Source organism: Cohnella soli (assembly GCF_042655525.1).
Taxonomy (GTDB): domain Bacteria; phylum Bacillota; class Bacilli; order Paenibacillales; family Paenibacillaceae; genus Cohnella; species Cohnella soli.
In genome coordinates this window covers 169,175-192,474 of sequence record NZ_JBHSMI010000056.1, presented here as the reverse complement: position 1 = coordinate 192,474, position 23,300 = coordinate 169,175, and the positions used below count along the sequence as shown (strand labels likewise).

Below are 23,300 nucleotides of genomic sequence, written 5' to 3'. Positions count from 1 at the left end.
TTATTCTTTACTGATCTGTCAAATATAAGAACGGGTACTGTTCGGGGGAATGTTTGTACTTAGGGCAGCAGATAAACCTAGTTTTGAGCTAACTGGAAAATTAATATTATAGTGAGTCTAGCATCTCTCCTAAAACTGGGATATTATTGGAAGAATTACTTGTGAGGAGAGATGCAGATGTCGGACATACAGGCAATTGTATTAGACTTGGACGGAACATTGCTCGGCAGTGACAAATCCATATCACCTAGAAATTATCAGATCGTTCAAAGATGTTATGATTCTGGAATTCATATTATTGTTGCCACGGCGCGACCGCCTAGAGCGGCTAATCAATTTGTAAAGAATTTTCCTTTTGTAGACTATCTGGTTTATTACAATGGTGCTCTAACCATATGCAAGTCTAAGCAATCTCAGCGGCACATTAGTATCCCTGTGGAGATTAGCCAACAGATCAACAATTTCATCGAGTTACATGCACCTCAATCGATAATTAATTACGAGGTCAATGACACATGCTATACGTGTACACCAATTCCTGACTCGCAACTTAGTCATTTCGGTATCCGTTCAAATGATCCTAAACCCCTGGTTGTTGATAAGGATTTTATTAGTTCACTATCGCCAACCAAAATATTGGTTCATGGTTACAGCACATGGATGGATGTTATCGAGCAACTCGGTGATCATCTGAACGTAATCGCAACTGATGGAGGAATATTGGTTCAAATCATGCAAAAATCAGCCTCAAAAGAAGAAGCCGTGCAATGGGTGCTTGATGATATCGGGGTGAAGTCAGAAAATGTGATGGTATTCGGGGATGACTTTAACGATTTAGGACTATTCCATAAGTGCGGATTTCCGATCGCTATGGAAAACGCGATAATTGAACTGAAAAATTGTGCAAAACACATTACCGAATCAAATGATAACGATGGTGTTGCTATTGCTCTTGAGAAATTTGTGGTGAAATCAATTCCTGATAATGATTCACTAATGAAGACGGGAGTTGAATAGAGCGAGTCTAAAAAGAAGGGGCCATTCCGCAAAGGGTTGGCCCTAAAACTGCCGTTACAGACATCGCGGAGAACCGTACCATAAGTAACGGCGAAAATTGGGATGTCAAGAAGGATAGAGAGAACTGTAGAATGATGGAAGAAGAGATAATAGCTTGCTTATAGATCTGAAGCGGAAATTTACAGTGACTTTAGTATTTGAGCAGCTGGTTCAAACTCTTGAACAGTTACAAAACCAGTTTTAAAATCACCTGTCTTGAGAAGAAAAGGCCTTGAGCTTTACTAACGAAAACAAAGGTTGAATCATCGATAATAAGGCCGCCGATTACTTCGGTGGCTTTCTGTGTATATTTATGAAGGCAGAAATAAGCGATGCAACTATTTGATTAATTATTACGTCTATCGTATGGAAAAATGAGGTATCAAATAAAGTGAGCGTGAACGCAGGCTGGGCTGGTTCCGGTTTCAACGGCATGATGGCCGATATTCTGATCGGGACGCAATGACTGATGAGGCGAGGTAGAATAATGGACAAAGACCTTTTGGAACAAATAACCCGTTGGCATAAAGATAATGAGTACGAGAAAATAGTTGGTGAGATTTTACTGATTGCCGAACAGGACAGAGATTATGATTTAGTCAGTCATTTGGCAAGAGCATTGAATAATTTAGAACGTTACGATGAAGCATTGCAACAACTTTTGAGTATCAAGAATCAAGGTGAGTATGATTCTCTTTGGCATTTCCGGACGGGCTACTCCTACTACTACCTATCGCAGTATGAGGACGCAGTAAGAGCATTTGAAGTTGCGAATAAACTAGACCCCACGGATCAGGATGCTTTGAGGTTTATAGAATGGAGCAGAGCAGAAATCAGCCGAATGAAACGTAAACCAAAGCAGTCAGCACGGGCAAAGAGTGAACTGAGTCACGATAACGGGATAGGGAAAGACCCCTTTGCAGAGAAAATTAAACCGTTTCTGTTAGTTGGGCATGATAATGGCAGTGTGTCAATGATTTTGGATGTGGGTACTTATAAAGATGAAATTTTTCAAACAAGAGCTGATGAGGGATTTGAAGGCAACGGTTATGATTGGGGGTCTCTGGCTGCTATATTTCTAAAGGAAAAAATGCCTCAATTGGCAGATGACGTACGTTTTGATCCAGAAGGGAGTATGTTCTGCGCTTATTCTAACAATAGAGAGGCATTACAAAGTTTTGCAATCGGATTTAAAGATGCTTGCGAGGATGACACTGTCATCAGGGATTTATTCTCTCGCGCCGAATTGGATTGAGTGAACACAGGGAGGATTCTGGGATGAGAATGCCAAGCGACAGCGAGCTGACATTACTATTCGATGGAGATGGGCGACAGCTTAAACAATTTATTGAGAAGCATCATGAAAAACTCAAGCGCTATCAATTGATGGATGATGAGAATGAATTGGCGGACGAGCTCGCGATCAAGGAGCAAATTCCGATTGTGTTTGCTTTTGTATACAGCGTCACTGTAGATTGGGGAGAAGAAGACGAGGAGATCGTCCGATTGTTCGGTAAACGGCTTCCAGATGAAACGGTCGAGGTGACGTCTACGGACAAAGGACTGGACGTTACCTACAATGGACAACTGCATTCGATTGCGCTTACCTTTACCGGAAATGATCGCTATATCACGATTCGCGGCTTTCAGGAGCTGATCCGGGACAAATACGAAATTCGACTATTTGAGGCCTCGTATCTTTCCGATACGCACGACTTTTTAATTTTACCGAAGCGGCAGTGGGAGGAACTGGATGCCCGGTATCCGGTGCGGAGCAGGGAAATATTCCGTGTCATTGATGATGAGCTGGATTTTCCGTAACCAGGATGTTTTTATGTCAAACAAGAGCAATCAGGGATTTATTCTCTCGCGCCGTATTAAGCTGAACCGTATCACAAGTGGAGCGAAATTTTTTTTGAGATTTGGCTCAAAATCCTGAAAAAGTCGAAGACCCCTTGCGAAAGGGGTCTTATATTCTGCAAACATTGTCTGTACGTTTAGTTGGATTCTTGTTGTTCTACTGCTTCCAACTGTTTGAATAAATCATTTTGCTGAAGGAATGGCCCGTGGTTATGGTGAAAATGGATTGGACGGCTTTAATCCGTTGTCTAGAGCATTCTTCTTAAAAGTTAGGTTTGACCTAGCAGTAAGCGGGACAATGACCTTCATGCAAGTTGCCGTTCTGTCTTGGTTTAGTTCGGCGCTGACATGTAAGAACTGTCTTTTTGATAGAACATGCAGTAAACAGGCAAATCGTTGAATTCCGTCTCTCTGCTTAAGGCAAATCCAAATCTTCGATATAGGTTGACATTTTCTTCATTTTCCGTATCCAACGCGACTCCCAATGAATTCTGATCCGCACTTACCATGTTCAACAGATGCTTCAGCAGCGCCTTACCGACTCCCCGTCCCTGACTCTCCGGCTCTACGCCAATCATAATGAGGTAATGATGCGTCCATGTGGGGGCAGCAGATCTTGTGACTCGCATATAGCCGTTAAGGAGACGCAGCGTTTGCCAGGATAACAAAAACAACAAAGGAAGCACTCTCCCGATTAGAAACAATCCTCCTCTTATACTCTGAAACTTGTTTGCGTGCGGCTTTTCTACGACAAATGCGCCGAGAAGCTTCTCATTTTCAAATAGGCCCCGTACTTCTTCATGAAGTAAAAAGCTTTTATCAAACATAAAGGACACAAAAGCTATCATCCTTCTGTTTGCTTTAAGGTCATGCTCGGGATCACCGAACAAATGCTGAAATAAGGGATCCCGAGAAAATGCTTTGCTCATTAGTGCTACGAATGAGGCTTTATCTGATTTAGACAGCTTAGAAATTCTGAACGAAGTATTCATGCTGCTTCACCGGAGTCATGTTGTGCTTTGCCATAATGATCAACGGCGAAGCTAAACAGTACTTTAAGCATAAACAATAGGCCGATGATCAGTACATACGGCGGTATTCCCGGCAGCATAGGCATGGAGCCGAGGCCGGCAGACAAGAGCAAACCCGCAACGAATAGCTGCGAACGCTTGCCGATAAGAGCATTTACGATAAATGCGCCAATAATCGTATATGCCCAAATCGCCAGTGAATGCCAAATGCCGCAATGGAGAAGAAGCGCAACAAGCACGATATGGAAATGTATTGCAATGAATACGATTCGGTTCGTTTTTCTCGCCGCATAAAAGTTGCTGGTTGAAGCCGAAAAATTCGCTATGCATCCGGAAAAAATATCGAATATCAACAATAACGCTACAGTGCTGCGCCACACCGGCAAATTGTTCGTCATTTCAGGGAAAACCCAATATAGCGCAGCAGTCAGTATTCCGCCAAAGAGCAGTATCGCCAGAATAGACCCAAAGGTCTGTTTTTCTCCAAAAACATCATGCAAATAAGAAGGAATCCGTATTTGTTTCATCTCCTTACACTCCCATCATGAATAATTGTTTGTAAAATTATGTATTGAATAGATCGAATGACTACAAAACTATTATAACTACACAAATTTATGAATTCAATGTTTTGTACTGATTTTGTTGAAATACTCTACAAATTTGGTTACATTACATATGAGGTGAAGATAATGGACGGCTTCGAACGACGAAAACAGAAAAAGATGGAGCAAATATACAACGCAGCCTGTGAGCTTTTTTTCAAGCACGGCTTTCAGAGGGTCAGCGTAAATGAGATTGCGCATAAAGCGAAGGTATCCCCTGCTACTATATATAACTACTTTGGTACGAAAGAACAGCTCTACACCGATTCGCTGATGAACTGGATGGACAAACAGCTGGCAGTGTGTGAGGACATTCTTGATTCCGAATTATCCTTTCCTGAGAAGACTAAAGAAATCATGCTGTTGGAGGCCAAGAACATTAAAATTGTAGCGGATGAGCTTCCGAAAGCCCCATCCTCCGAGTTAAGCGGATTGATGCAAATGATGGAGAACTATAGCGAGCAGAAGGTCGCACAATTCGTTAGGAAGTTTGTCGCCCTCGGGAAACAAGAGGGTTATATTCGTATAGATCAGACAGAAGAGATGATGATGCGCTACTTTACGATGTTCAAGAATGAACTGGGCCGGCATTGGGAGGCATCGAATCAAGAACGGACAACCCTGAGCATGGATCAATTGATAGAGTTGTTTTTCTATGGGTTAGCAGGACGGGGGCAGCAGCAGGCGCAGGACGAAAGTCAAAACGGATCCGCATTTTAAAGGATGCGGTGTTTTTATTATGTATTTTACCAATAAGGATTTCTCATTTATGATTCAGTAACAGTACGGAATTCTGAGGAGGTAGGATAGGATGTGGCGCGACGTTTCCGATGTTCGAGAAATCAGACTCCGAGCGGTCAATCGATGAATAATTTTTTGCAGGATAAGTACCCCGAGCAGGTGCAATGTATCGATGGCCTGACCGGACAAAGCTGAAAGTGAAGTGGCTGTCCCAAAAGCCATTTTGCAATCTTTTGTGCTCGCGTGTTTCTCGTCCACATACCCCGTTCGGTTGCCGTTCTGCCCGAATTTGTACGAACTTTCATACACATACGCTCGTCCAGTTGCGGATCTGCTCGATTTTGTACGAATTTTCATATACACACGCTTGTCCAGTTGCTGATCCTCCCGATTTTGTGTGAATTTTCATACACATGCCCCGTCCGGGCGCCGATCCTCCCGATTTTGTACGAATTTTCATACACACACGCTCGTCCAGTTGTTAATCGTTCGACGCTCATTCAAAGCAATCGTCGGTTGTTCGTCGATTGTAACGTCGTAGAAAGGACCTCAGCCCCCACATTGAAGTGGTGGAAGTGAGGTCCTTTCACGTATGAGTAGGGATGTTCGCCTGTCATGCGAACACTTTTGGGACAGCCCCTTCCTTGCGAAAGCGGTCTTGGTTCTAAATCAAAAATATAATATGCATTCCAAAAGTTACTTAAGTCGGGCGTGAGTTCATGGGAAGAGACCATCCTTTACAATTGACCCATAGTCATTTATAATTGACTTCAGGTCAATTAAATGAACTGGGGGTACCAACATGAAAAAAAAGGTTGCACTTATTACAGGAGCTTCTGCAGGTATAGGAAAAGAGACTGCAATCGAGTTGAAAAATAGAGGCTTTATCGTTTACGGTGCTGCTCGGCGGACAGAAAAGATGAAGGATCTTTCCGATTTAGGAATACACACAATTTCTTTAGATGTAACCAATGAAGAGTCTATGGTGAATTGTGTGAATGAAATTCTGGAGAAAGAAGGACAAATTGATGTCCTAGTGAACAATGCAGGCTACGGTTCGTATGGAGCGGTAGAGGATGTTCCGATGGAAGAGGCTAGACGCCAAGTTGAAGTTAACCTTTTTGGACTTGCACGAATGACCCAGCTTGTATTGCCAAGTATGAGAAAGAACCAATTCGGCAAAATAGTTAATGTTTCATCCATGGGTGGTAAGGTGTGGACTTCTTTTGGCGGGTGGTACCACGCAACAAAGTTTGCCGTTGAAGGATTTTCGGATTGTCTTCGAATGGAAGTCGAGCCATTTGGCATAGATGTCATTGTAGTGGAGCCAGGCGGAATCGCAACGGATTGGGGAATCATTGCCGCTGAGAATCTTCGGAAGGTATCTGTTGACGGTGCATATGAGAAAGCGGCAAATAAGTCGGCTGATAATATGGTCAAGACTTACACTGGAACACTTCTCACAAAGCCAGAGGCCATAGCACGCTGTATTGGTAAAGCTGTAACTGTCAAAAGACCGAAGACACGCTATCTGATTGGTTTTGGTGCGAAGCCAATGGTATTCCTTAAAACTATTTTTAGTGATCGTATGTTCGATAAAATCATCAAAAGATTTAGTTAGAAGGACCTTTTTCTACGGAGGACTAATTTTATGAAAAAAAGCCGAGGTGCCACGGCCATCGTTGCTGGCGCGACGGGGCTCGTCGGACGAGAGCTCGTAAAGATGCTGCTGAATCATCCGGCGTACAATCGAGTAGTTGTACTTGTGCGCCGGGAGATCGGATTGTCTCATCCTAAGCTGGAAGAGCGCCACATTGTGTTTGACCGCATGGAGAAGGAAGTGGAGGGGGAGTTATTTAAGGACGCGGACGTCTTCTGTTCGCTCGGAACGACGATTAAACAAGCGGGCAGCCAGGAAGCGTTTCGCCGCGTCGACCATGACTATCCTTTGTCGCTAGGACAGATAGCTCGCCAAAATGGTGCAGCAAGATTTATAATCGTATCAGCAATGGGCTCGTCCGAGCGGTCGAGAATGTTCTACAACCGAGTAAAGGGAGAAACAGAACGGGATTTGGCTCTCCTTGGGCTCTCACGTCTTGTTGTGCTGAAGCCTTCTCTCATGTTCGGTGACCGTACAGAGAATCGTCCTGGTGAGCGTGTAGCAATCGTTATTTTTAGAATGTTCGGCGCTCTAATGATCGGGCCGCTTGCTAGATACAAAGCAATCGAGAGTCGGAAAGTGGCTCAAGCAATGATCTTAGCAGCGCGTAGAGAGGGACCGAGTTTGGAAGTTCTAGATTCCGAGGAGATATGCGCACTTGCTGCAACGGTTTGACCCTTGGATTTGAGTTGGAGGAAAATGTATGGCAAAACGTGCAATGACGGATGAAGCAAAAGCCTTGAAAGTTCAGGCGATTCTTGATCAAGCAGCGAAGATGTTTATTTCAACAGAGTACAATCAGATCAAAATGTCTGATATAGCTAAAGAGATGAATGTGTCGAAAGGTATTCTGTTCGTCTACTTTAATACAAAGGAAGCATTATTTTTTAGCTTGCTGTGCAGGGAGTATGAAAAAAGGCTTGTACGTCTCACGGAACTGATAAGCGAGACACCAGTAAAAAGTTTCGGTGACTTTAAACGTCTTATCATGACTGAACTTATTGAACTCGTAGATCAAAAGCCATTATATATTCGCTTAGAAGCAATGCGCTCGGCTGTGTTAGAAAAAAATATTGATGCTGAATTGCTCTTGAAGATGAAAACAGATCTGTACTCAAAAATGATGGAAATGACATCTCTACTCTGTAAATATGGTGAGTTAACGAAGAGCGATGTGATGGACATCTTCCATGCTCAGGCATCTATTATTATTGGGTGTAAGTTGTCGGCAAGCTACCCTGTAGAACTAACGAATCTCGTTGAGGAAAAAGGGCTGGTTGGTTTTACGCGAGACTTTAGAGCAGATGTCTTATCGACTATGCAGCGATATTTGGATGGATATACCACATGAGAAGAAGGCCATCCCGCAAAGGATGGCCTTCAAACTCTAATGAAGTAGCAGCAGCTACACATTATTTGAAGTCTTTGCTCCATTATTATTTCTTCGTTGTAAAATAGGATTCCCCTAGAAGTTCCTTCACTTGATAACTGCTTGGTGAAAGTTCTTTTTCAACAAAAGCGTTGATTTCGGGTTTTTCAATATCATACATAACTTCAATTTCTTTAGAAAATAGTAGCTTTTCTTTTTCAATCAAGTTAGAAAGGGGTGGTTGTTGTTTTGGTTGTACTTCTTCCGTATTTAGAATTTGTTGTAGGCCCTCAACATAGGACTCAAATGGACGACTACCTACGATTTTCAACCCTTTATTTTCCTCATTGATCATAATGATCGTCGGGAAACCCCTAACTCCAAGGCTTCTAGCGAGGCTAAAATCTTCATTCAATAATGATTGGCCGGATTGTTGCTCGGCTTCTTGGACAATCGCTATTCCATCAAGTCCAAGCTGATTAACGATGTCTATCATGATGGATTCATCGGCGATATTTCGATTAAATGCGAACAGAGCTTCTCGTGATCGTCTTAAGTAATTATAGGCTAATGCATCGTTATAATTTTTTTGAATCACTTTAAATACACGAGAAGGCGGGTAAGAGGATTGAACTGGATCGTTGAGCATCAGTGAACCGTCAATCGGCATGCGCGAATATTCTCCAACCTCTCTCCAGTGGCCGAAGACGTCAGCCGGTCCTGATATACCGTTACGAGGGTCGACAGGCTCATCACCCCATTTTTCCAGCAGTCCGCCCATTACCGTATGGAAGTTAAAATAATGTCCATACTGCTCCTTAAATCGCCTAAGAACAGGATCAAGCGCCCAGCAGTGAGAGCAGATCGGATCCGTTACATAATAAACTTCAATGGATTTTTGGGGTTGATTAAAATCGATCATCTCCATTTCTTCTTCCCCGGCTACTCCGCATACGCCTGTCTCTAAATCACAAATCATATGATTATCGTTCGCCATTTTCGTTTATCCTCCCATCGCTTAGTTTTACAATCATATTCTAGCCATATAAAATCTACCGGAACACCAATAGATCATTCCATTTGTCGTTTATGCAACACATTGATACAATTGTTTAAAAAGTTGGGGGGACATGATATGACTCAATCAAAGACGGATCCCCGAATTTTACGAACTCGTAAGGTAATCATGGATTCTTTTATTGAACTTTCAGGTAAAAAAGAATTCAAGGATATTACCGTTAAGGATATTACAACAGAGGCTAAGATTAATCGTGCAACGTTCTATTATCACTTTGAAGATATATATGACTTGTTGGACAAGGTATTATCGGAAGTTTTATTGATTAATTTGAATGCCATTGACTTCGAGAAAAGCGAACTAAATGAAGCATCGATTATTGATATCTTCGTGGCCATAACGGATTTTCAAAGAGCTTTATCCAGTCGGTGCCATAGAGGATACGATGAGACCATAGCCCGTATTATTAGGGAACAACTTGAAATCATTTTCTATGGAATGTTGCGAAAACAACGTACAACTGAAGAAGATGAATCTCTAAAAATTACAGCTGTCATTTTTAGTTGGGGCGTTTATGGTGCTTCTGTGGAGTGGAGGAGAAATAGTAAGGAATTATCGCCGGAACAATTTATCAAGTTAGCCATTCCTTTTCTGATGTCTGGGATTGAATGCTGAACCGTATCATAAATAACGGCAAGTAATCGCCCAAGCCGAATCACGACCTATGTGATTCGGCATTTTTTGTATAACCAAGTTGACTTTATGTAAAGTTTAGTATACATTATGTTTAGTTGGATTGACATTTATGAAGGCGGTGTCGTATATGACTTATCAAGAAAAGAAGAGCATCGTATCGTTAATCAGTTCCATACTCATTTTTGCAGCTTATTGCCTGTATAGGTACCCGCAGTATCCTGAAGGGGTAATGGATTCAAAGGAAATCTTCCATTACTGGGGGTCCTTCGTCCTCGTTTTGACATTGGTCTCCATTGCGGCGCATATCGTGATCAGCATTATTTTTAACATCTTCTTTCGAATGACGACAGGTGAAAAGGAACCTTCATTCGCGGATGAACTTGATAAGCTTATTGATTTGAAAGCTTTCCGCAATTCTTTTTTGGTGTTTATACTTGGTTTTCTTCTTGCCATGGGGTCCTTGAACTTCGATCAGCCCTCGAAAGTGATGTTCATCATCCTGATCGTCTCCGGATTTCTATCTGACGTAACCGGATCCCTAACGAGACTGTTTCACTACAAGAAAGGAGTCTAAGATGGGTAAAAATCTTGTCGGCAATTATATCCGCAAATTACGCTTCGACCATAACGAAATGACCCAGCAGCAGCTGGCTGACAAGGTAGGTGTAACCAGACAGACAATCGTGGCCCTTGAAAAGGGGAATTACTCCCCGTCCCTGGAACTGGCTTTTCGTATTTCTCACGCCTTTAAATTACCGTTGGAAGAGGTATTCTTTTACGGAGAAAACTCAGAGGAGGGATGATGAGATGGATTTCTCAACGAAGACAGCATCAAAAATTGTAGGTGTTCTGTTTATCCTTGCGGCCGTTACATCAATCATAGGAGGGCTTATCTTATATAAACCAATCCTAAATGATCCCGATTACCTGATTCAAGGTTCCGCGCACGCTAACGAGGTAGTGCTTGGTGCGGTGATGGAATTGATACTTGTCATTTCGGCGGTAGGCACTGCAACCACTATGTTTCCTTTTTTACGGAAATTTAATAAAACGATTGCTCTTTGGCATGTTTGTTTCCGGTTTTTGGAGGCCATTGTTATTACGGTAGGGGTCATCAGCGTACTGTCCCTGTTGGCCTTAAGCAGGGACTATGTAGCAGCGGGGGCCCCGGATATCGCGTCCTATCAGGTTTCGGGTACGGTGCTAAAAGCCGTGCATGACTATACATTTTTACTTGGGCCTAATTTTTTTCTAGGGATTAATACGGTGATGTATAGTTATATCTTTTATAAGTCAAAGCTTGTACCCAGGTTCATCCCCATATTGGGTTTAACAGGGTCGGCATTGATCTTTCTTGCAGCCTTATTAGAAATGTTCGGGGTCATTGAGCAAGTCTCTGCTTGGGGGGCAATCTTGGCGCTTCCGATATTCGCTAATGAAATGACCCTTGCGGTGTGGCTCATCGCGAAAGGGTTTAATGAATCTGCAGTCCATTCAAGCAAACACTAGAATGGAATCAAGGAGGGGCAAGTATGAGAGCAATTGTATATGCCCAATACGGATCTCCCGATGTTCTTCATCTGAAGGAGGTAGAAAAACCTACACCCAAGGACAATGAAATACTGATCAGAGTATATGCGACTACGGTAACGGCGGGGGACTGGCGCATGCGAAAGGCCGACCCATTCCTTGCAAGACTGTACAATGGTCTCTTAAGGCCCCGAAAAGTAACGATATTGGGGTTTGAGCTAGCCGGGGAAGTTGAAGCCGCAGGCAAAGATGTAACACGATTTAAGATCGGTGATCAAGTATTCGCGTCTTGTGGTTTTGGCTTCGGTGCGTATGCCGAGTATAAATGTTTGCCTGAAGATGGATTGGTGGTCATCAAACCGGTCAATGTGAGCTATGAGGAGGCTGCCGCTGTTCCCATCGGGGGAATAAGCGCGTTGAATTTTCTTAGGACAGGGAATATTACGAGCGGGATGAAGGTACTTATTTATGGAGCCTCTGGAAGTGTGGGCACTTATGCGGTGCAGATTGCCAAATATTACGGGGCAGATGTAACAGGGGTATGCAGTACGGCCAATCTTGAGATGGTGAGATCTTTAGGAGCCGATCGGGCTATAGATTATACGAAACAGGATTTCACGAAGCTTGGAGAAAGCTATGATCTGATCTTTGATGCCGTTGGGAAACAGATATCGCAAATCAATAAATCGACATTCAAAAAAGCACTTCGTACGAACGGAAAATATGTGAGTGTGCATATGTCACAAAAGCCCGGTGTTGAAAACCTCATCTTCCTTCAAGAGCTGCTTGAGGCAGGTAAAATTAAGCCAGTCATCGATAGACGCTATTCTTTGGAACAAATTCCCGATGCCCATCGCTATGTCGAACAAAAACATAAGAAGGGGAATGTCGTCGTAACTGTGAGATAAACTTGCCGCTAGTGACAGCGCGGGGAACCGTACCACAAGTAGAGCGAAAGCGGGCAGTCCTTGATGGGACTGCCTGCTTTGTGACGCATTGCCACGCAGCGCATGTACGCCGGCATATGCGGAAGATTCGGTTTGCTGCATTCGGACAGACCGAATTATTTCAATCGCAAGCCGCCGTCCACTTCGAGAACCGTTCCGGTTACAAAAGTATTGTCGACCAGATAGGCGATGGCCTTGGCAATATCATCGGGTGCGCCTACCCGACCGACCGGCGTATTTTCGGCATAGCCGTTAAACGCTGCCTCGCGCTGCTCAACCGGCAGCCAATTCCACCAGGCTGTGTTGACGACACCTGGTGAAACGGCGTTGACACGCAGCGGCGCAAGCTCGAGCGCAAGATTGGGCACCATCGCTTCCAGCGCTGCGTTGATGGCAGCTAGGCCGGAAGTCCCCGGCGAAACGTTACGGGCGGAGATGGCCGTAATGAACGTGATGGAGCCGTTCGCGCTGATCGTGTTCAAGCTCAGCTGGGCTGCCGTGAGCTGCGGCCAGAACTTGGCCTCGAAGCCGCCGCGCAGATCATCCAGTGCGAGCTCACGGAAGTTCCCAGCTCCCTTAGCGCCGGACACGGATATTATGAGATGATCGAATGAGCCTTGGCGTTCGTAGAATGTTTAGACCGCTTCCGGGGAGCTCGCATCGAGACACTCGCCCGAAGCGTTGCCTCCGAGCTGCCGAAGTGCTTCTTCAAGCTTGGCGCTGTCCCGCCCTGTAATGACGACCTCGGCTCCTTCAGCTGAAAGCATCTGTGCAGATGCGAGTCCCATACCGGATGTGCCGCCCATAATAATAATGCGTTGCCCTTGAATCCCTTTTCCCATGCTCATTTCCTCCTATATGTACCGATTGATTTGTTTGCTTGTTTGAATTATAATACGGTACGTAACGTAATGTAAATAGACACTTTAAAATATTTTCCTGGAGGGGTTATTTGTGGATATACATAAAGTCAAACCGGCACCCGGCCGCCCAAGAAGTCAGCAAGCGATGGAGGCGGTGTTAACGGCAGTTCGCCAGCTGCTGCAGACGACGGCCTACAAGGAGCTTACAATGGAAGGCATCGCCAAGGCGGCGGGCGTAGGCAAGCCCACGTTGTACCGATGGTGGCCAAACATCGCCTCCATCGTCATGGATGTGATGAGGCAGCAAGCCCATCATGACGTAGGGGTTCCGGATACAGGCTCGCTTGAATCGGACTTGCTTCTCTACATCGGCGATACTTGCCGCTCGCTGACACAGGGCGCCGGTGGGATCATGCGCAGCTTGATGGCGGAAGCCCAGTTCGACGACGGCTTCGCGCAGATATTCCGCGAGTCATTCATCTCCTCTCGTAGGGCAATGCTCATCGCTCTTCTGCAGCGCGGCGCCGCAAGAGGCGAGCTGCAGAAGGACGCCGATCTGGAGCTGCTCGCTGACCTCTGTTACGGGCCGATCTGGTACCGGCTGCTGAACGGCCATGCGTCGCTCGACGAGCCGTTCGTGCAGGCCATTACGGCTCATATTATTATGCGAGGCTGATGCTGTTGGAACAGGATGAACGGCACAAGTATCGTCGCTTCCAACCTCCGTCTAACTTCAAAAAGGCACCTATCGGTGCCTTGTAAAAAAAGACAAGCTCTTCGCCTAAACAGGGAAGAGCTTGTCAACTTTTACGAGGCATAATCACCAGCTACATGCAGCGCAGGCGTATGCAATTCATCGATTATCCGGCAATAACGAACTGACAATTAAAGACAACGTTTGCCTGTATACCGCATGCGCCGATTGTGCATCTCCTAAGTGTCCTCCCATGTAAAGATGAATGACGCCATGGAGCGAAGCCCAGAATATGCGGATAACTAATTCAGTGTCATACTGGCCGGGAATGAGACCTTGCTTCTGCGCATTGCTGATCACCGTCAATAATTGCCGCATGGCCGTTACGGTGCCATTTAGGCTTTCCTCGTCCGGTTTGAAATCTGCGAATGCGCCTCCGAACATCAGTTTATAATAACTGGAGTAACGATGCCCGAATTGCCAAAAGGCTTCGCCTAAATTGTGCAAATGCTGCTTCGGATCAGCAGCTTGCTGCGTCCCCTCGAATTCGTTAGCGAGAAGCTTGCAACCGTCCAGATACAGCTGTTGAGCCAATCCCTCTTTATTGACAAACAAGTTATAAATGATTTTTGTCGAGCAACCCATTTTCTGCGATACTTTGCGCACCGTAACAGCTTCCGGACCCTCTTCTTGCAAGAGCGTTGCCGCAGCGTCAACAACGAGCTTGCGGAGATTTTCGATATTTTGCAAGCGGGCTTCTTGGTAGGTTTTCAACACTCGTGAGTTCGCATTGGAGGAGATATCTTGATCGCTCATAATCATCACCTTCGGTTATCAAGTTTTCGTCAGGAAACAAGGTTTCTGGCGCTCTTGCAAGGAATTTTATACAGTTGTTGAGCGGTTGTCAATGAAACGGAAGATGTTCAAGGATATTCAAAGATCATATTGACTTTCATGAAAAGCCGGAATACAATGAACTCGAACGGAAACACTGTTACCAAATGGTGCGATGGTTATCAAATTCCTTAAGAACGGGGAGTGACTTCTGTTCGTCCGGTAACACTGTTTCTATATTATAACACAGTATCTAAAAAGGAGAGAGGCGAGATGACTATTCAAGGTAAATGGTCGCTCATTACGGGAGCATCTTCCGGTATTGGAGAGCAATTCGCGAGACAACTGGCCAAACAAGGCAGCCATTTAGTACTCGTGGCTCGTTCGAAGAGCAAGCTTGAGAGCTTGGCATCAGAGCTCAGTAAGAGGTATGGCATCAAAGCTGAGGTTATCGCTATGGATCTTGCGAAAGAAGGCGCACCCAGCGAGCTATATCGGCAATGTCGACTTTTGAAAGTGGACATCGAACTGCTGGTCAACAATGCAGGCTTTGCTACGCATGGTTTGTTTGAACAAGTGTCAGGCGAGCGTCAACATGAAGAAGTGATGCTCAATGTCGCCGCTGTTGTAGATATGACCCACTTGTTTTTGCCGGACATGCTGCGCAAAAGCTCAGGTACAGTTATCAATGTTGCTTCAACCGCCGGATTTCAACCACTTCCCTATATGGCCGTATATGGGGCAACGAAAGCTTTCGTCCTGTCGTTTACTCAAGCGTTATGGTTTGAAAACCGCGACCGCGGCATTAAATTCTTCGCGCTTTGTCCCGGTGCGACGGACACGAGTTTCTTTAATGTCGTAGGAGCGGAAGAAGCCGCCGTCGGAAAGAAAGACACTCCGGAAAAAGTCGTAGAGGTTGCGCTTCGTGCGTTGAAGGAAGGGAAAGTGTATATCGTTCCGGGCGTGCAGAATTATCTCGGGGCGCAGTTATCGCGATTCATTACACGAAAGCAAAGTCTTCGGCTTGTTGGAAGCATGATTCGTCCGCGCGAAGGATCCAGCGGCAATAATATGAATCCGGGTAATCAATCTGATCTTGCAGGGAGGACAATTCGATGAAAGCTATACAACTGAAAAACGGCTTCGGTTTCGAGGAATTAACCATGGCGGAGCTGGACATACCAACGCCAGGATCTAAGGAGGTACTGATCCGCATGAGGGCAGCTTCTCTCAATTACCGGGACCTAGTGGTCCTCAGCGGATTAATGCCGATCGAAGTCAAATTTCCCTTTATTCCATTGTCAGACGGAGCGGGGGAAATTGTAGCCGTTGGCCAAGGAGTAACAAGGTTTCAGGTCGGACACCGTGTAGCGGGAAATTTTCAGCAGCGATTCATTGCCGGCAACCCAAGACCGGAGGTGTTACAGGAAAGTCTGGGAGGCCCGTTGAACGGGGTAGCGGCCGAGTATGTCGTTCTACATGAAGACGGAGTCGTCCCTATACCCGATCACCTCACTTATGAGGAGGCCTCCACCTTACCGATCGCTGCATTAACCGCTTGGAGCATGCTAATCGAATACGGTGGTTTGAAAGCGGGCGATACCGTGCTGCTGCAAGGAACAGGCGGCGTTTCCCTGTTCGGGCTTCAATTCGCTCTGATGGCTGGAGCACGGGCTATCATCACATCGAGCAGCAACGCCAAGCTGGAACGATCAAAAGCTCTCGGCGCATGGCAAACGATCAACTATTCGGAAGTTCCCGATTGGGATAAGGCAGCTTTAGAGCTGACCGGCGGCGTCGATCACGTTCTGGATGTTGGAGGAGCGGCCACGATGGTCAAATCCATAAATGCGCTTCGCATTGGAGGGACCTTGAGTATGGTCGGATTCTTATCAGGCTTGACCATTCCAGAATACGATGTCACCGGCATCTTGCAGAAAGCTGCAATTATTCGCGGCAGTCAGGTCGGCAACCGAGATCACTTTGAAAACATGAATCGAGCGATTGCCCATCATCAATTACATCCCGTCATCGACCATGTATTCCCGCTGGATCGAATTGGAGAAGCATTCGCGCTCTTGGCTGAAGGAAAGCAATATTTCGGTAAAATCGTTGTCCAAATCTAAAATCTCGCTTATATAAAAATGGAGATGCTCTAATGCCCGCTAAAGCTAATGAAAGTGTGAATCGTCCGAAACTGTCACTACGTGCTAGGATATGCCGATGGGGGCTATCGCTGCTCGCGGTGCTCGTTCTAGGAATACTCGTTTTCTTGCTATTGCCTTCACCGATCAAACCGGCAAAATGGTCCGCGCCGACGGCCCCCTCTTTTAAGGAAGCGGGCCCATGGCAACAGAACAATAAACTCAGCGCGGCTCAGCTTGTCACTGATGCCCCTAAATCCCCGGAATTCATTACCTTCGATAAGGGAGATCAGCTATACACGGGGGATTCTGATGGGAAAATCTACAAGGTTGCTTTCGATGCAGAGGGAAAACCGCAAAAGGCGCAATTGTTTGCAGACACCAAAGGAACGCCTAATGGGCTCATATTCGATGCCAATGGCAATTTGATCGTTACTGATGTCAAGAAGGGACTGCTGTCTATAAACCCAACCGGGAGCGTAGAGGTATTGGCCGATCATGTGGACGGCACGCCGATCTATCTGGCTAACGAGCTTGATATTGCCAAGGATGGCTCAATTTATTTCTCCGATACTTCGGATTATGGCAGCGTGACGTTCAAAGAAATTGCCGAGAACAAGCCGCATGGACGTTTGTTGAAGTACGATCCAATAACCAAGCAGACGACCGTTCTGTTAGAAGGCCTCTATTTTGCAAACGGGGTTGCCTTGTCTGCGGATGAAGATTTTGTACTTGTGGCGGAATCTTATCATTATCAGATAACCAGATACTGGCTGAAGGGACCGAAGAAGGGGACATCTGATATTTTTGCGGACAATCTCGCAGGCTTTCCAGACAACATTACGCGTGATGAGCAAGGTCATTTCTGGGTCGGTCTCTTCACGACTCGCATTTCTTTTGTAGATCAGATGCATAGCAACACTTGGTTAGCCAGCACCATGGCCAAATTACCGCAGTCGCTGCTTAGCGGCGCAAGCGCACCGGCGAAGCATGGGCTTGCTGCTGAGCTCAGCCCTCAGGGAGAGCTTATCGGAAGCTGGCATGATCCGGAAGGCAAACTGTATGGCATAACTACCGCTTTAAGCCACAACGGATATTTATATATAGGAACGGCACCTGGAGGCAGCAAGGGCGTTTATCGCGTGCTTATAACAAAATAAGGTTTCAATTACTGAACGGATTCGAGCCCGATAGCTCTTCGTAAAGCAAAATTAACCGTCCGACGGGGCGTATTTCCCCACGTCCGGCTCGAATGCCGCTCCATTCGCCAGGTCCAGCTCCACGTGGGTGGTTCCGCGGTCGTCGAACAGCACGATCATTCGCGACCCGACGACGGGAACGCGGTCGGCGCTGGTGCGCATATGCGCTGAGACGACACGAGGAGCACCGTCGACGATGTAATTTACCTCAACCGTGAACATCGGGAGATTAAAGAGCCAGCTGTTAGTAAAGTTCACGGCCGTCAACGTCCCGGTGCAAGATGAACCCTCCATGCGAAGTCGTTCGATGTCCGCCTGACGCCGCCGGGCGTGGGCGATAGAGCCGGGCAACCGCAGGAGCGTGATGGCGGCCCAGAGGCCGAAGCTAGCTCCAACGACGGCGCCGAGCTCTAACGGGATCGTCGGCGATGTGGCTATGGCATTGAGGTCAAAGGGGCGCGACGGATCGCTTGTCAGTGTCCAGAACAGGAGGACTCCCGCGACTGCTGCGAGTCCTCCTGCTATCGCTAGCGCCACGAACAGGCCGGCGACCCTGGTCTGTCCGAACTGCTCGACCGCTCGCGAGTACACTCCGCCGGTCGTACCGATCGCGACGAACAGCAGCAAAACGGCGACGCCCACTGTGACCGGATGACCGAGGAACATGCTGATCGTCGTTGTCGGTGCCATGCCTAGCAGTGCGCCGAACGGCACGGAGCCTGTCAGCGCCCACAGTGCAGCGGCTGTGAGCAGCCAGGGCATCAGCGGAGCCGCGCGTCCGACGCGACGTCCCGGCCGGAGCATAGTCATTCGTCCATTCTTATCCCTGGTGGAGAACAGCGGCAGTGTCTCGACATGTTCTTGCTGCCCGTGCTTCTGCTGACCTTCCGCAGCATCCCTCATTGGTATCGCCCTCCCGAGGAAGATACTCGCACCCTGAGCATCGAAGGGCGATTCCCCACGGCGCGACCTGGACGATCAACTATAATACGGAGGAGTCTCTTCCCTTTTTCCCCCTCATTATTGTAATCAGCCATACATACCTTCACCTCCAATATTTCTTATCTACATTTTACCATTATAAGGTTGTACGCTGAACCGTATCATAAGTGACGGAGAAAAATCTTAAATGTCAGGGAGGGTGCCGAGGCTTGTAGAAGTAATGGAGGAAGGTACTATAGATATTCTTGTTCCCCTAGTAGAAAGGCCCTAGGGGATTTTTCGGTGACCAGTTACGACAATGTTTTCCAATTCCGTGTTATGATTGTTACACACATAAATTCGAAAACACTAATCCACATCGGACTCCTGCCGGACCGAGGGCTGTATAGCCCGATGCGTGAACATGGTGTTACCGAAGTCTCCTCTCTTGAATAAGCGTTATTAACTAATCCCTAACAATCTTAAACTTTCTTTATTCATCATTGCATTCTAAAAACTCGTTGGTTACTCAAGAGGGGGTATATTCGTGGATGATGTGATTCGATTTTACGAAGTCGTTGACGAAGAACTTCGTTTTCAAAGAAATTCCAGAAGAATTGAATTTCTTACATGCACAAAGGCATTAGAATCTTATTTTGAGCGATCATCGAAAATACTTGAACTGGGTGCAGGCACAGGAGCCTATTCTTTTTACTATGCTAGTATTGGACACAATGTTACAGCACTTGATATAACTCCAAGTAATATAGAAAAAATAATTAGCAAAAAAGCTGAATATAAGGATATTCATTTAGATGCTATAGTCGGTAATGCTACTGACCTTAGTCAGTTTCAATCAGAGTCTTTTGATAGCGTACTTTGTTTCGGGCCATATTATCATATTATTGATATTGAATCGCGGGATAGATTGATCCATGAGTCATTGAGGGTATTACGAGTTGGCGGAATTTTAGCCATTGCCTATATTAATAAATATTCAGTCGTTCCAATGCTTGTAAAGAAGATTCCTGAATTTATTAATCGAGGTACAATACATAAAGTTATTACTGATGGATATTTGAAGGCAGGAGATCCGGAATCATTTTGGACAGAATCCCATTATACAACTCCATTAGAAATTGAAGAATTCGTAAACCAATTCAATATTACAATCATAGATCATTTAGGGACTGACGGTTTAAGTCACACTATTAGTCATGAAGTTGACGAACTTTCTGATGAGAAGTTTGAAATTTATTCGAACTATCACTATGAGACCTGTAGGGAGAAAAGTATTCTCGGAATCAGTACACACGGTTTATTAATCTGCAGGAAAAATTAAGTACATTATGGTGACTCTGATTGTCATTCGCATAACGGTTGTGCGTTATGGGGCAAACAGCCCTCCGCATGCACCATTAAGCCAAAACTAAAGAAGAACGTCCATCACAGGCGTTCTCCTTCTCGGGCTATTCGGTCCTCGGTCCGGCAGGAGTTAGATGAGGATTCGGTGAGACAATACATACGAACCAGTGATGAGTTAATGGCAGTGTAATCGAATAACATAAAACTTCAGAAATACTTGGGGGCGGCACAATATTGAAATTGATAACGTTTTTATATGGGAAACCATGTGAAAAAGACATGTCATTTAGATCAAAATATTTTCGATTTATATATTGGTTTATGGTTGTGTTTTTTACTTTCGCAATAGTGTCCTCGGTAGCTATTTGCTTCATTAATGTATCTATGATTCCAGCTACCATATTCGCTGCTTTTATAATTCCATTATTCTCAAGATTAGTCTATTCATTAAATTTAAAACTGCAAGGACTAAAACGGGAGAAATAGTCTTTTCATATCTTAGAGAGTAATTCTCACAAATCAATGGCCGCCGAGTATTTTGACGGTCTTCAGTGCGTGTGGATAAAAATGAACCGCCATTCTTTATTCAACCGAAGATGTAAATCGAAAAAAAGCAGCGCCGACTCGAACTTTAAGAAAAGATCAAGTTGGACGCTGCTAACTTGTTACATGATGAAGGTCAGACTGACCATGAACCTTGCATTCTGCGGATGAAAATGATTTGACCGGTATGGTAGATGTCGTGGAGAACAAGATTCGATACCGATTGGTCAATCGTGACCCCATCTAATTCGCTCAGCAAATCTTGATCGCTCAATGCTGAAAGCTTCTCACGAATGCTTGTGTGTGTATGTTTCAATTTTTCAACGGTTTCCTGCCACTCTTCCTCTCTAATCACACGGGTGTCCGCATCAAAACTTGTGTCTGTTGATGGAGCGTCTGTCGAACCTGTCAGGCTAGACAGCAACTGCGACTTGTAAAATAAGATGTGGTTGACCAATTCCTTGATCGTATTCATCTCTTTCCCATCCAATCTCCAGCATGCCTGTACAGCCGTTAACCCTTGCAGTGCGCGTTCAAGCGGGGGAAACCAGCCGCTTTCCTTGTCGAAGCAGGCATCCCATGTACTTACTAGTTTCTCTGTTGTCGTCATTTGAATTCCCTCCATTTTGAATATAAAAGGTACTGATCTGTACCTTTTCGATGATCATACAGCCATTTGAAAATCTTGTCAAATTCATAATCCCAGCATTTTACTCGTGAAAATTGACAATTCTCGGTGTGGTTACTATTATTAAAAAGGACTGTTCTGTACGATTTATAATCGAATTTGTTCTTTGTTCAATTAACTAAATGACGGGTGATTTCATGCCAAGAGCGACAGCGAAAAATCGAATTCTTCAAGTGGCATCGGATTTGTTTTACAGAGAGGGTATCCGAGCCGTCGGAATTGACCGGATTATACTGGAATCGGGCGTTGTCAAATCGAGCTTCTATCGGAATTTTGCATCTAAGGACGATTTGGTTGCGGCTTATTTGGAATATCACGAAGATCTGAATGCGAAAGATTTGGAGGAAGTGCAGCTTCAACATCCGAATTCAAGCGTTATGCAGTTGCATGCTCTCATTGACCGATTTGTAGAGAAGATAAAAACGCCCGGATATCGTGGTTGTCCCTTTGTAAATACAACAGTCGAATTTCCGGACTCCGCCCATCAGAATCATATAAGGGCGGTCAAAGGTACGGAAGAAAACTGGAACCGCATCGCAAGATTAGCAGAAGAGGCTGGTGCTGCTCGTCCATTTGAAATGGCAGAATTATTACGTATGTTATGTAATGGGGCTATTATGCTTTCTTACATGAAAAAGTCCGATTTTAACCCCGATATATTCTCAAGATCGGCTCATACGCTTGTTGATTCCCACTTGTTCAGTTGGACTGTAACAAGAAAGGATGATTAAATGCGATATCTCTTCGATATTCATCCATACAGCCATTGTGTACGTGAATTATGCAGCAACGATCCTTTGCTGGACAAGCTGGTAAATCGGATCGGGAACATCTGCATACCCAAACAGCAGGATGGATTCAACTATCTGGCAAGATCGTTAATCGGCCAACAGCTTTCGGTCAAAGCCGCAGAGACAATCTTCCGTAGAGTTGAACAGATATGCGGGACGATAACGCCAGACACCATCCTAGCTGCAACAGAGGAGAGTTTGCGTTCTGCCGGATTATCTAAGAACAAGCTCGCCTATATCCGGAACACCGCCGAATGTGTGAAAGAAGGCTCTCTCGATTTTCATGCGTTTCAAAACATGGACGACGAGGAAGTCATTCGTTTATTGGTCTCAATTAAGGGTATTGGTCGGTGGACCGCGGAGATGTTTCTCATTTTCTATTTAGGAAGACAGGATGTCTTATCTTTCGGGGACAGTGGACTTAACCGTGCTGCGGAATGGCTTTTTTCATCCGAAGAGAACGAGGGCAAATCTCAATTGAAACATAAACATGGCGGATGGAAGCCTTATTCTACTATCGTATCCCTATACCTCTGGGAGGCAGTCAATATCGGTTTGGTTCAAACGGAATCGTTTACGAATGATTAATGATGACAATCTTGGTCCTCCAACTGAGAAAGCAGTTGTCGCAGAGATTCCTCTGTGATGGCTGCTTTTTCTGTTGTCCCTCTCTGCTCAGTAACTTCGAATAATGCTAGAATAAGAAACGGCACAAAATGATTCAGAAGAGAATGGATTCAGAGGT

The 23,300-nt window shown here is 45.3% G+C and carries 25 protein-coding genes and 1 pseudogene; 19 read left to right on the top strand and 7 right to left on the bottom strand.

All coding sequences use genetic code 11. The features are described from left to right. Positions 1-177: 177 nt before the first annotated feature. From ACFPOF_RS28215 to ACFPOF_RS28205, 3 genes are all read left to right on the top strand, one after another. Positions 178-1,017: a Cof-type HAD-IIB family hydrolase gene (locus tag ACFPOF_RS28215; protein WP_378138730.1), complete on the top strand. Its 840-nt coding sequence runs from the start codon at positions 178-180 to the stop codon at positions 1,015-1,017. Between the two features lie 526 nt (positions 1,018-1,543). Further along, positions 1,544-2,311, top strand: coding sequence for an immunity 51 family protein (locus ACFPOF_RS28210; RefSeq protein ID WP_378138729.1), 768 nt, complete (start codon positions 1,544-1,546; stop codon positions 2,309-2,311). 23 nt (positions 2,312-2,334) lie between these two features. After that, on the top strand, positions 2,335-2,877 hold the full coding sequence (locus ACFPOF_RS28205) for a hypothetical protein (RefSeq protein ID WP_378138728.1): 543 nt from the start codon (positions 2,335-2,337) through the stop codon (positions 2,875-2,877). Between the two features lie 371 nt (positions 2,878-3,248). On the opposite strand, the gene ACFPOF_RS28200 is transcribed toward ACFPOF_RS28205, so the two are convergent. Next, positions 3,249-3,908 carry a GNAT family N-acetyltransferase gene (locus ACFPOF_RS28200; RefSeq protein WP_378138727.1) on the bottom strand — a complete coding sequence of 220 codons (660 nt, stop codon included), beginning with the start codon at positions 3,906-3,908 and terminating at the stop codon, positions 3,249-3,251. After that, entirely contained in the window at positions 3,905-4,474 is a 570-nt protein-coding gene (locus ACFPOF_RS28195; protein WP_378138726.1) for a hypothetical protein, read from the bottom strand. Before ACFPOF_RS28195 ends, ACFPOF_RS28200 begins: the two co-directional genes overlap by 4 nt. A gap of 165 nt (positions 4,475-4,639) precedes the next feature. Between ACFPOF_RS28195 and ACFPOF_RS28190 the strand changes: the two genes are divergently transcribed. The 4 genes from ACFPOF_RS28190 (at position 4,640) to ACFPOF_RS28175 (ending at position 8,304) form a co-directional block, all read left to right on the top strand. Continuing rightward, the gene (locus tag ACFPOF_RS28190; protein ID WP_378138725.1) at positions 4,640-5,272 is read left to right on the top strand and encodes a TetR/AcrR family transcriptional regulator; all 633 of its coding nucleotides are present in this window, start codon (positions 4,640-4,642) and stop codon (positions 5,270-5,272) included. An 823-nt stretch (positions 5,273-6,095) separates the two neighbouring features. Beyond that, on the top strand, positions 6,096-6,914 hold the full coding sequence (locus ACFPOF_RS28185) for an oxidoreductase (RefSeq protein ID WP_378138724.1): 819 nt from the start codon (positions 6,096-6,098) through the stop codon (positions 6,912-6,914). A 30-nt stretch (positions 6,915-6,944) separates the two neighbouring features. Beyond that, positions 6,945-7,628 carry an NAD(P)H-binding protein gene (locus ACFPOF_RS28180; protein WP_378138723.1) on the top strand — a complete coding sequence of 228 codons (684 nt, stop codon included), beginning with the start codon at positions 6,945-6,947 and terminating at the stop codon, positions 7,626-7,628. 28 nt (positions 7,629-7,656) lie between these two features. After that, entirely contained in the window at positions 7,657-8,304 is a 648-nt protein-coding gene (locus ACFPOF_RS28175; RefSeq protein WP_378138722.1) for a TetR/AcrR family transcriptional regulator, read from the top strand. 85 nt (positions 8,305-8,389) lie between these two features. On the opposite strand, the gene ACFPOF_RS28170 is transcribed toward ACFPOF_RS28175, so the two are convergent. Continuing rightward, positions 8,390-9,319 (bottom strand): DsbA family protein, encoded by a 930-nt coding sequence (locus ACFPOF_RS28170; protein ID WP_378138721.1) that lies wholly within the window; start codon positions 9,317-9,319, stop codon positions 8,390-8,392. A 138-nt stretch (positions 9,320-9,457) separates the two neighbouring features. On the opposite strand from ACFPOF_RS28170, the gene ACFPOF_RS28165 reads away from it, so the two are divergent. The 5 genes from ACFPOF_RS28165 to ACFPOF_RS28145 all read left to right on the top strand — a co-directional run bounded on the left by ACFPOF_RS28165 (position 9,458) and on the right by ACFPOF_RS28145 (position 12,474). Further along, positions 9,458-10,015: a TetR/AcrR family transcriptional regulator gene (locus ACFPOF_RS28165; protein ID WP_378138720.1), complete on the top strand. Its 558-nt coding sequence runs from the start codon at positions 9,458-9,460 to the stop codon at positions 10,013-10,015. Between the two features lie 148 nt (positions 10,016-10,163). Next, the gene (locus tag ACFPOF_RS28160; RefSeq protein WP_378138719.1) at positions 10,164-10,610 is read left to right on the top strand and encodes a hypothetical protein; all 447 of its coding nucleotides are present in this window, start codon (positions 10,164-10,166) and stop codon (positions 10,608-10,610) included. A gap of 1 nt (position 10,611) precedes the next feature. Beyond that, positions 10,612-10,839, top strand: a complete 228-nt coding sequence (locus ACFPOF_RS28155; RefSeq protein ID WP_378138718.1) for a helix-turn-helix transcriptional regulator — start codon at positions 10,612-10,614, stop codon at positions 10,837-10,839. A gap of 4 nt (positions 10,840-10,843) precedes the next feature. Next, positions 10,844-11,545 carry a DUF4386 domain-containing protein gene (locus ACFPOF_RS28150; protein WP_378138717.1) on the top strand — a complete coding sequence of 234 codons (702 nt, stop codon included), beginning with the start codon at positions 10,844-10,846 and terminating at the stop codon, positions 11,543-11,545. 23 nt (positions 11,546-11,568) lie between these two features. Continuing rightward, positions 11,569-12,474: an NAD(P)-dependent alcohol dehydrogenase gene (locus ACFPOF_RS28145; RefSeq protein WP_378138716.1), complete on the top strand. Its 906-nt coding sequence runs from the start codon at positions 11,569-11,571 to the stop codon at positions 12,472-12,474. Between the two features lie 155 nt (positions 12,475-12,629). Here ACFPOF_RS28145 and ACFPOF_RS28140 read toward each other — a convergent pair. Next, positions 12,630-13,319, bottom strand: a pseudogene (locus ACFPOF_RS28140) (SDR family oxidoreductase). 148 nt (positions 13,320-13,467) lie between these two features. Between ACFPOF_RS28140 and ACFPOF_RS28135 the strand changes: the two are divergent. Continuing rightward, on the top strand, positions 13,468-14,052 hold the full coding sequence (locus tag ACFPOF_RS28135) for a TetR/AcrR family transcriptional regulator (protein ID WP_378138715.1): 585 nt from the start codon (positions 13,468-13,470) through the stop codon (positions 14,050-14,052). 177 nt (positions 14,053-14,229) lie between these two features. On the opposite strand, the gene ACFPOF_RS28130 is transcribed toward ACFPOF_RS28135, so the two are convergent. Beyond that, positions 14,230-14,886, bottom strand: a complete 657-nt coding sequence (locus tag ACFPOF_RS28130) for a TetR/AcrR family transcriptional regulator (RefSeq protein WP_378138714.1) — start codon at positions 14,884-14,886, stop codon at positions 14,230-14,232. Positions 14,887-15,177: 291 nt separating this feature from the next. On the opposite strand from ACFPOF_RS28130, the gene ACFPOF_RS28125 reads away from it, so the two are divergent. The 3 genes from ACFPOF_RS28125 to ACFPOF_RS28115 are packed head-to-tail and all read left to right on the top strand — an operon-like array spanning position 15,178 to position 18,208. Beyond that, positions 15,178-16,023 (top strand): SDR family NAD(P)-dependent oxidoreductase, encoded by an 846-nt coding sequence (locus ACFPOF_RS28125; RefSeq protein ID WP_378138713.1) that lies wholly within the window; start codon positions 15,178-15,180, stop codon positions 16,021-16,023. Next, complete coding sequence (locus ACFPOF_RS28120) at positions 16,020-17,030, top strand: zinc-dependent alcohol dehydrogenase family protein (protein ID WP_378138712.1); 1,011 nt, start codon at positions 16,020-16,022, stop codon at positions 17,028-17,030. The genes ACFPOF_RS28125 and ACFPOF_RS28120 overlap by 4 nt, the downstream gene beginning before the upstream one ends. Positions 17,031-17,062: 32 nt before the next feature. After that, a complete protein-coding gene (locus tag ACFPOF_RS28115; RefSeq protein ID WP_378138711.1) occupies positions 17,063-18,208 on the top strand; it encodes an SMP-30/gluconolactonase/LRE family protein in 1,146 nt (381 codons plus the stop codon). Between the two features lie 51 nt (positions 18,209-18,259). Here the strand turns inward: ACFPOF_RS28115 and ACFPOF_RS28110 are convergent, their stop codons facing one another. Next, entirely contained in the window at positions 18,260-19,150 is an 891-nt protein-coding gene (locus ACFPOF_RS28110; RefSeq protein WP_378138710.1) for a hypothetical protein, read from the bottom strand. Between the two features lie 565 nt (positions 19,151-19,715). On the opposite strand from ACFPOF_RS28110, the gene ACFPOF_RS28105 reads away from it, so the two are divergent. After that, complete coding sequence (locus tag ACFPOF_RS28105) at positions 19,716-20,510, top strand: class I SAM-dependent methyltransferase (protein ID WP_378138709.1); 795 nt, start codon at positions 19,716-19,718, stop codon at positions 20,508-20,510. A 702-nt stretch (positions 20,511-21,212) separates the two neighbouring features. Here ACFPOF_RS28105 and ACFPOF_RS28100 read toward each other — a convergent pair. After that, the gene (locus ACFPOF_RS28100; protein ID WP_378138708.1) at positions 21,213-21,686 is read right to left on the bottom strand and encodes a DinB family protein; all 474 of its coding nucleotides are present in this window, start codon (positions 21,684-21,686) and stop codon (positions 21,213-21,215) included. 215 nt (positions 21,687-21,901) lie between these two features. Here ACFPOF_RS28100 and ACFPOF_RS28095 point away from each other — a divergent pair, with 215 nt between their 5' ends. Beyond that, positions 21,902-22,495, top strand: coding sequence for a TetR/AcrR family transcriptional regulator (locus ACFPOF_RS28095; RefSeq protein WP_378138707.1), 594 nt, complete (start codon positions 21,902-21,904; stop codon positions 22,493-22,495). Next, entirely contained in the window at positions 22,496-23,143 is a 648-nt protein-coding gene (locus ACFPOF_RS28090) for a DNA-3-methyladenine glycosylase family protein (protein ID WP_378138706.1), read from the top strand. It begins immediately after the preceding gene. The last annotated feature ends 157 nt before the right edge of the window (positions 23,144-23,300 follow it).

Bases quoted from the DNA above. Each gene is read 5' to 3' on its own strand.
- ACFPOF_RS28215 (WP_378138730.1), top strand. From the start codon at position 178: ATGTCGGACATACAGGCAATTGTATTAGACTTGGACGGAACATTGCTC.
- ACFPOF_RS28210 (WP_378138729.1), top strand. From the start codon at position 1,544: ATGGACAAAGACCTTTTGGAACAAATAACCCGTTGGCATAAAGATAAT.
- ACFPOF_RS28205 (WP_378138728.1), top strand. From the start codon at position 2,335: ATGAGAATGCCAAGCGACAGCGAGCTGACATTACTATTCGATGGAGAT.
- ACFPOF_RS28200 (WP_378138727.1), bottom strand. From the start codon at position 3,908: ATGAATACTTCGTTCAGAATTTCTAAGCTGTCTAAATCAGATAAAGCC.
- ACFPOF_RS28195 (WP_378138726.1), bottom strand. From the start codon at position 4,474: ATGAAACAAATACGGATTCCTTCTTATTTGCATGATGTTTTTGGAGAA.
- ACFPOF_RS28190 (WP_378138725.1), top strand. From the start codon at position 4,640: ATGGACGGCTTCGAACGACGAAAACAGAAAAAGATGGAGCAAATATAC.
- ACFPOF_RS28185 (WP_378138724.1), top strand. From the start codon at position 6,096: ATGAAAAAAAAGGTTGCACTTATTACAGGAGCTTCTGCAGGTATAGGA.
- ACFPOF_RS28180 (WP_378138723.1), top strand. From the start codon at position 6,945: ATGAAAAAAAGCCGAGGTGCCACGGCCATCGTTGCTGGCGCGACGGGG.
- ACFPOF_RS28175 (WP_378138722.1), top strand. From the start codon at position 7,657: ATGGCAAAACGTGCAATGACGGATGAAGCAAAAGCCTTGAAAGTTCAG.
- ACFPOF_RS28170 (WP_378138721.1), bottom strand. From the start codon at position 9,319: ATGGCGAACGATAATCATATGATTTGTGATTTAGAGACAGGCGTATGC.
- ACFPOF_RS28165 (WP_378138720.1), top strand. From the start codon at position 9,458: ATGACTCAATCAAAGACGGATCCCCGAATTTTACGAACTCGTAAGGTA.
- ACFPOF_RS28160 (WP_378138719.1), top strand. From the start codon at position 10,164: ATGACTTATCAAGAAAAGAAGAGCATCGTATCGTTAATCAGTTCCATA.
- ACFPOF_RS28155 (WP_378138718.1), top strand. From the start codon at position 10,612: ATGGGTAAAAATCTTGTCGGCAATTATATCCGCAAATTACGCTTCGAC.
- ACFPOF_RS28150 (WP_378138717.1), top strand. From the start codon at position 10,844: ATGGATTTCTCAACGAAGACAGCATCAAAAATTGTAGGTGTTCTGTTT.
- ACFPOF_RS28145 (WP_378138716.1), top strand. From the start codon at position 11,569: ATGAGAGCAATTGTATATGCCCAATACGGATCTCCCGATGTTCTTCAT.
- ACFPOF_RS28130 (WP_378138714.1), bottom strand. From the start codon at position 14,886: ATGAGCGATCAAGATATCTCCTCCAATGCGAACTCACGAGTGTTGAAA.
- ACFPOF_RS28125 (WP_378138713.1), top strand. From the start codon at position 15,178: ATGACTATTCAAGGTAAATGGTCGCTCATTACGGGAGCATCTTCCGGT.
- ACFPOF_RS28120 (WP_378138712.1), top strand. From the start codon at position 16,020: ATGAAAGCTATACAACTGAAAAACGGCTTCGGTTTCGAGGAATTAACC.
- ACFPOF_RS28115 (WP_378138711.1), top strand. From the start codon at position 17,063: ATGCCCGCTAAAGCTAATGAAAGTGTGAATCGTCCGAAACTGTCACTA.
- ACFPOF_RS28110 (WP_378138710.1), bottom strand. From the start codon at position 19,150: ATGAGGGATGCTGCGGAAGGTCAGCAGAAGCACGGGCAGCAAGAACAT.
- ACFPOF_RS28100 (WP_378138708.1), bottom strand. From the start codon at position 21,686: ATGACGACAACAGAGAAACTAGTAAGTACATGGGATGCCTGCTTCGAC.
- ACFPOF_RS28095 (WP_378138707.1), top strand. From the start codon at position 21,902: ATGCCAAGAGCGACAGCGAAAAATCGAATTCTTCAAGTGGCATCGGAT.
- ACFPOF_RS28090 (WP_378138706.1), top strand. From the start codon at position 22,496: ATGCGATATCTCTTCGATATTCATCCATACAGCCATTGTGTACGTGAA.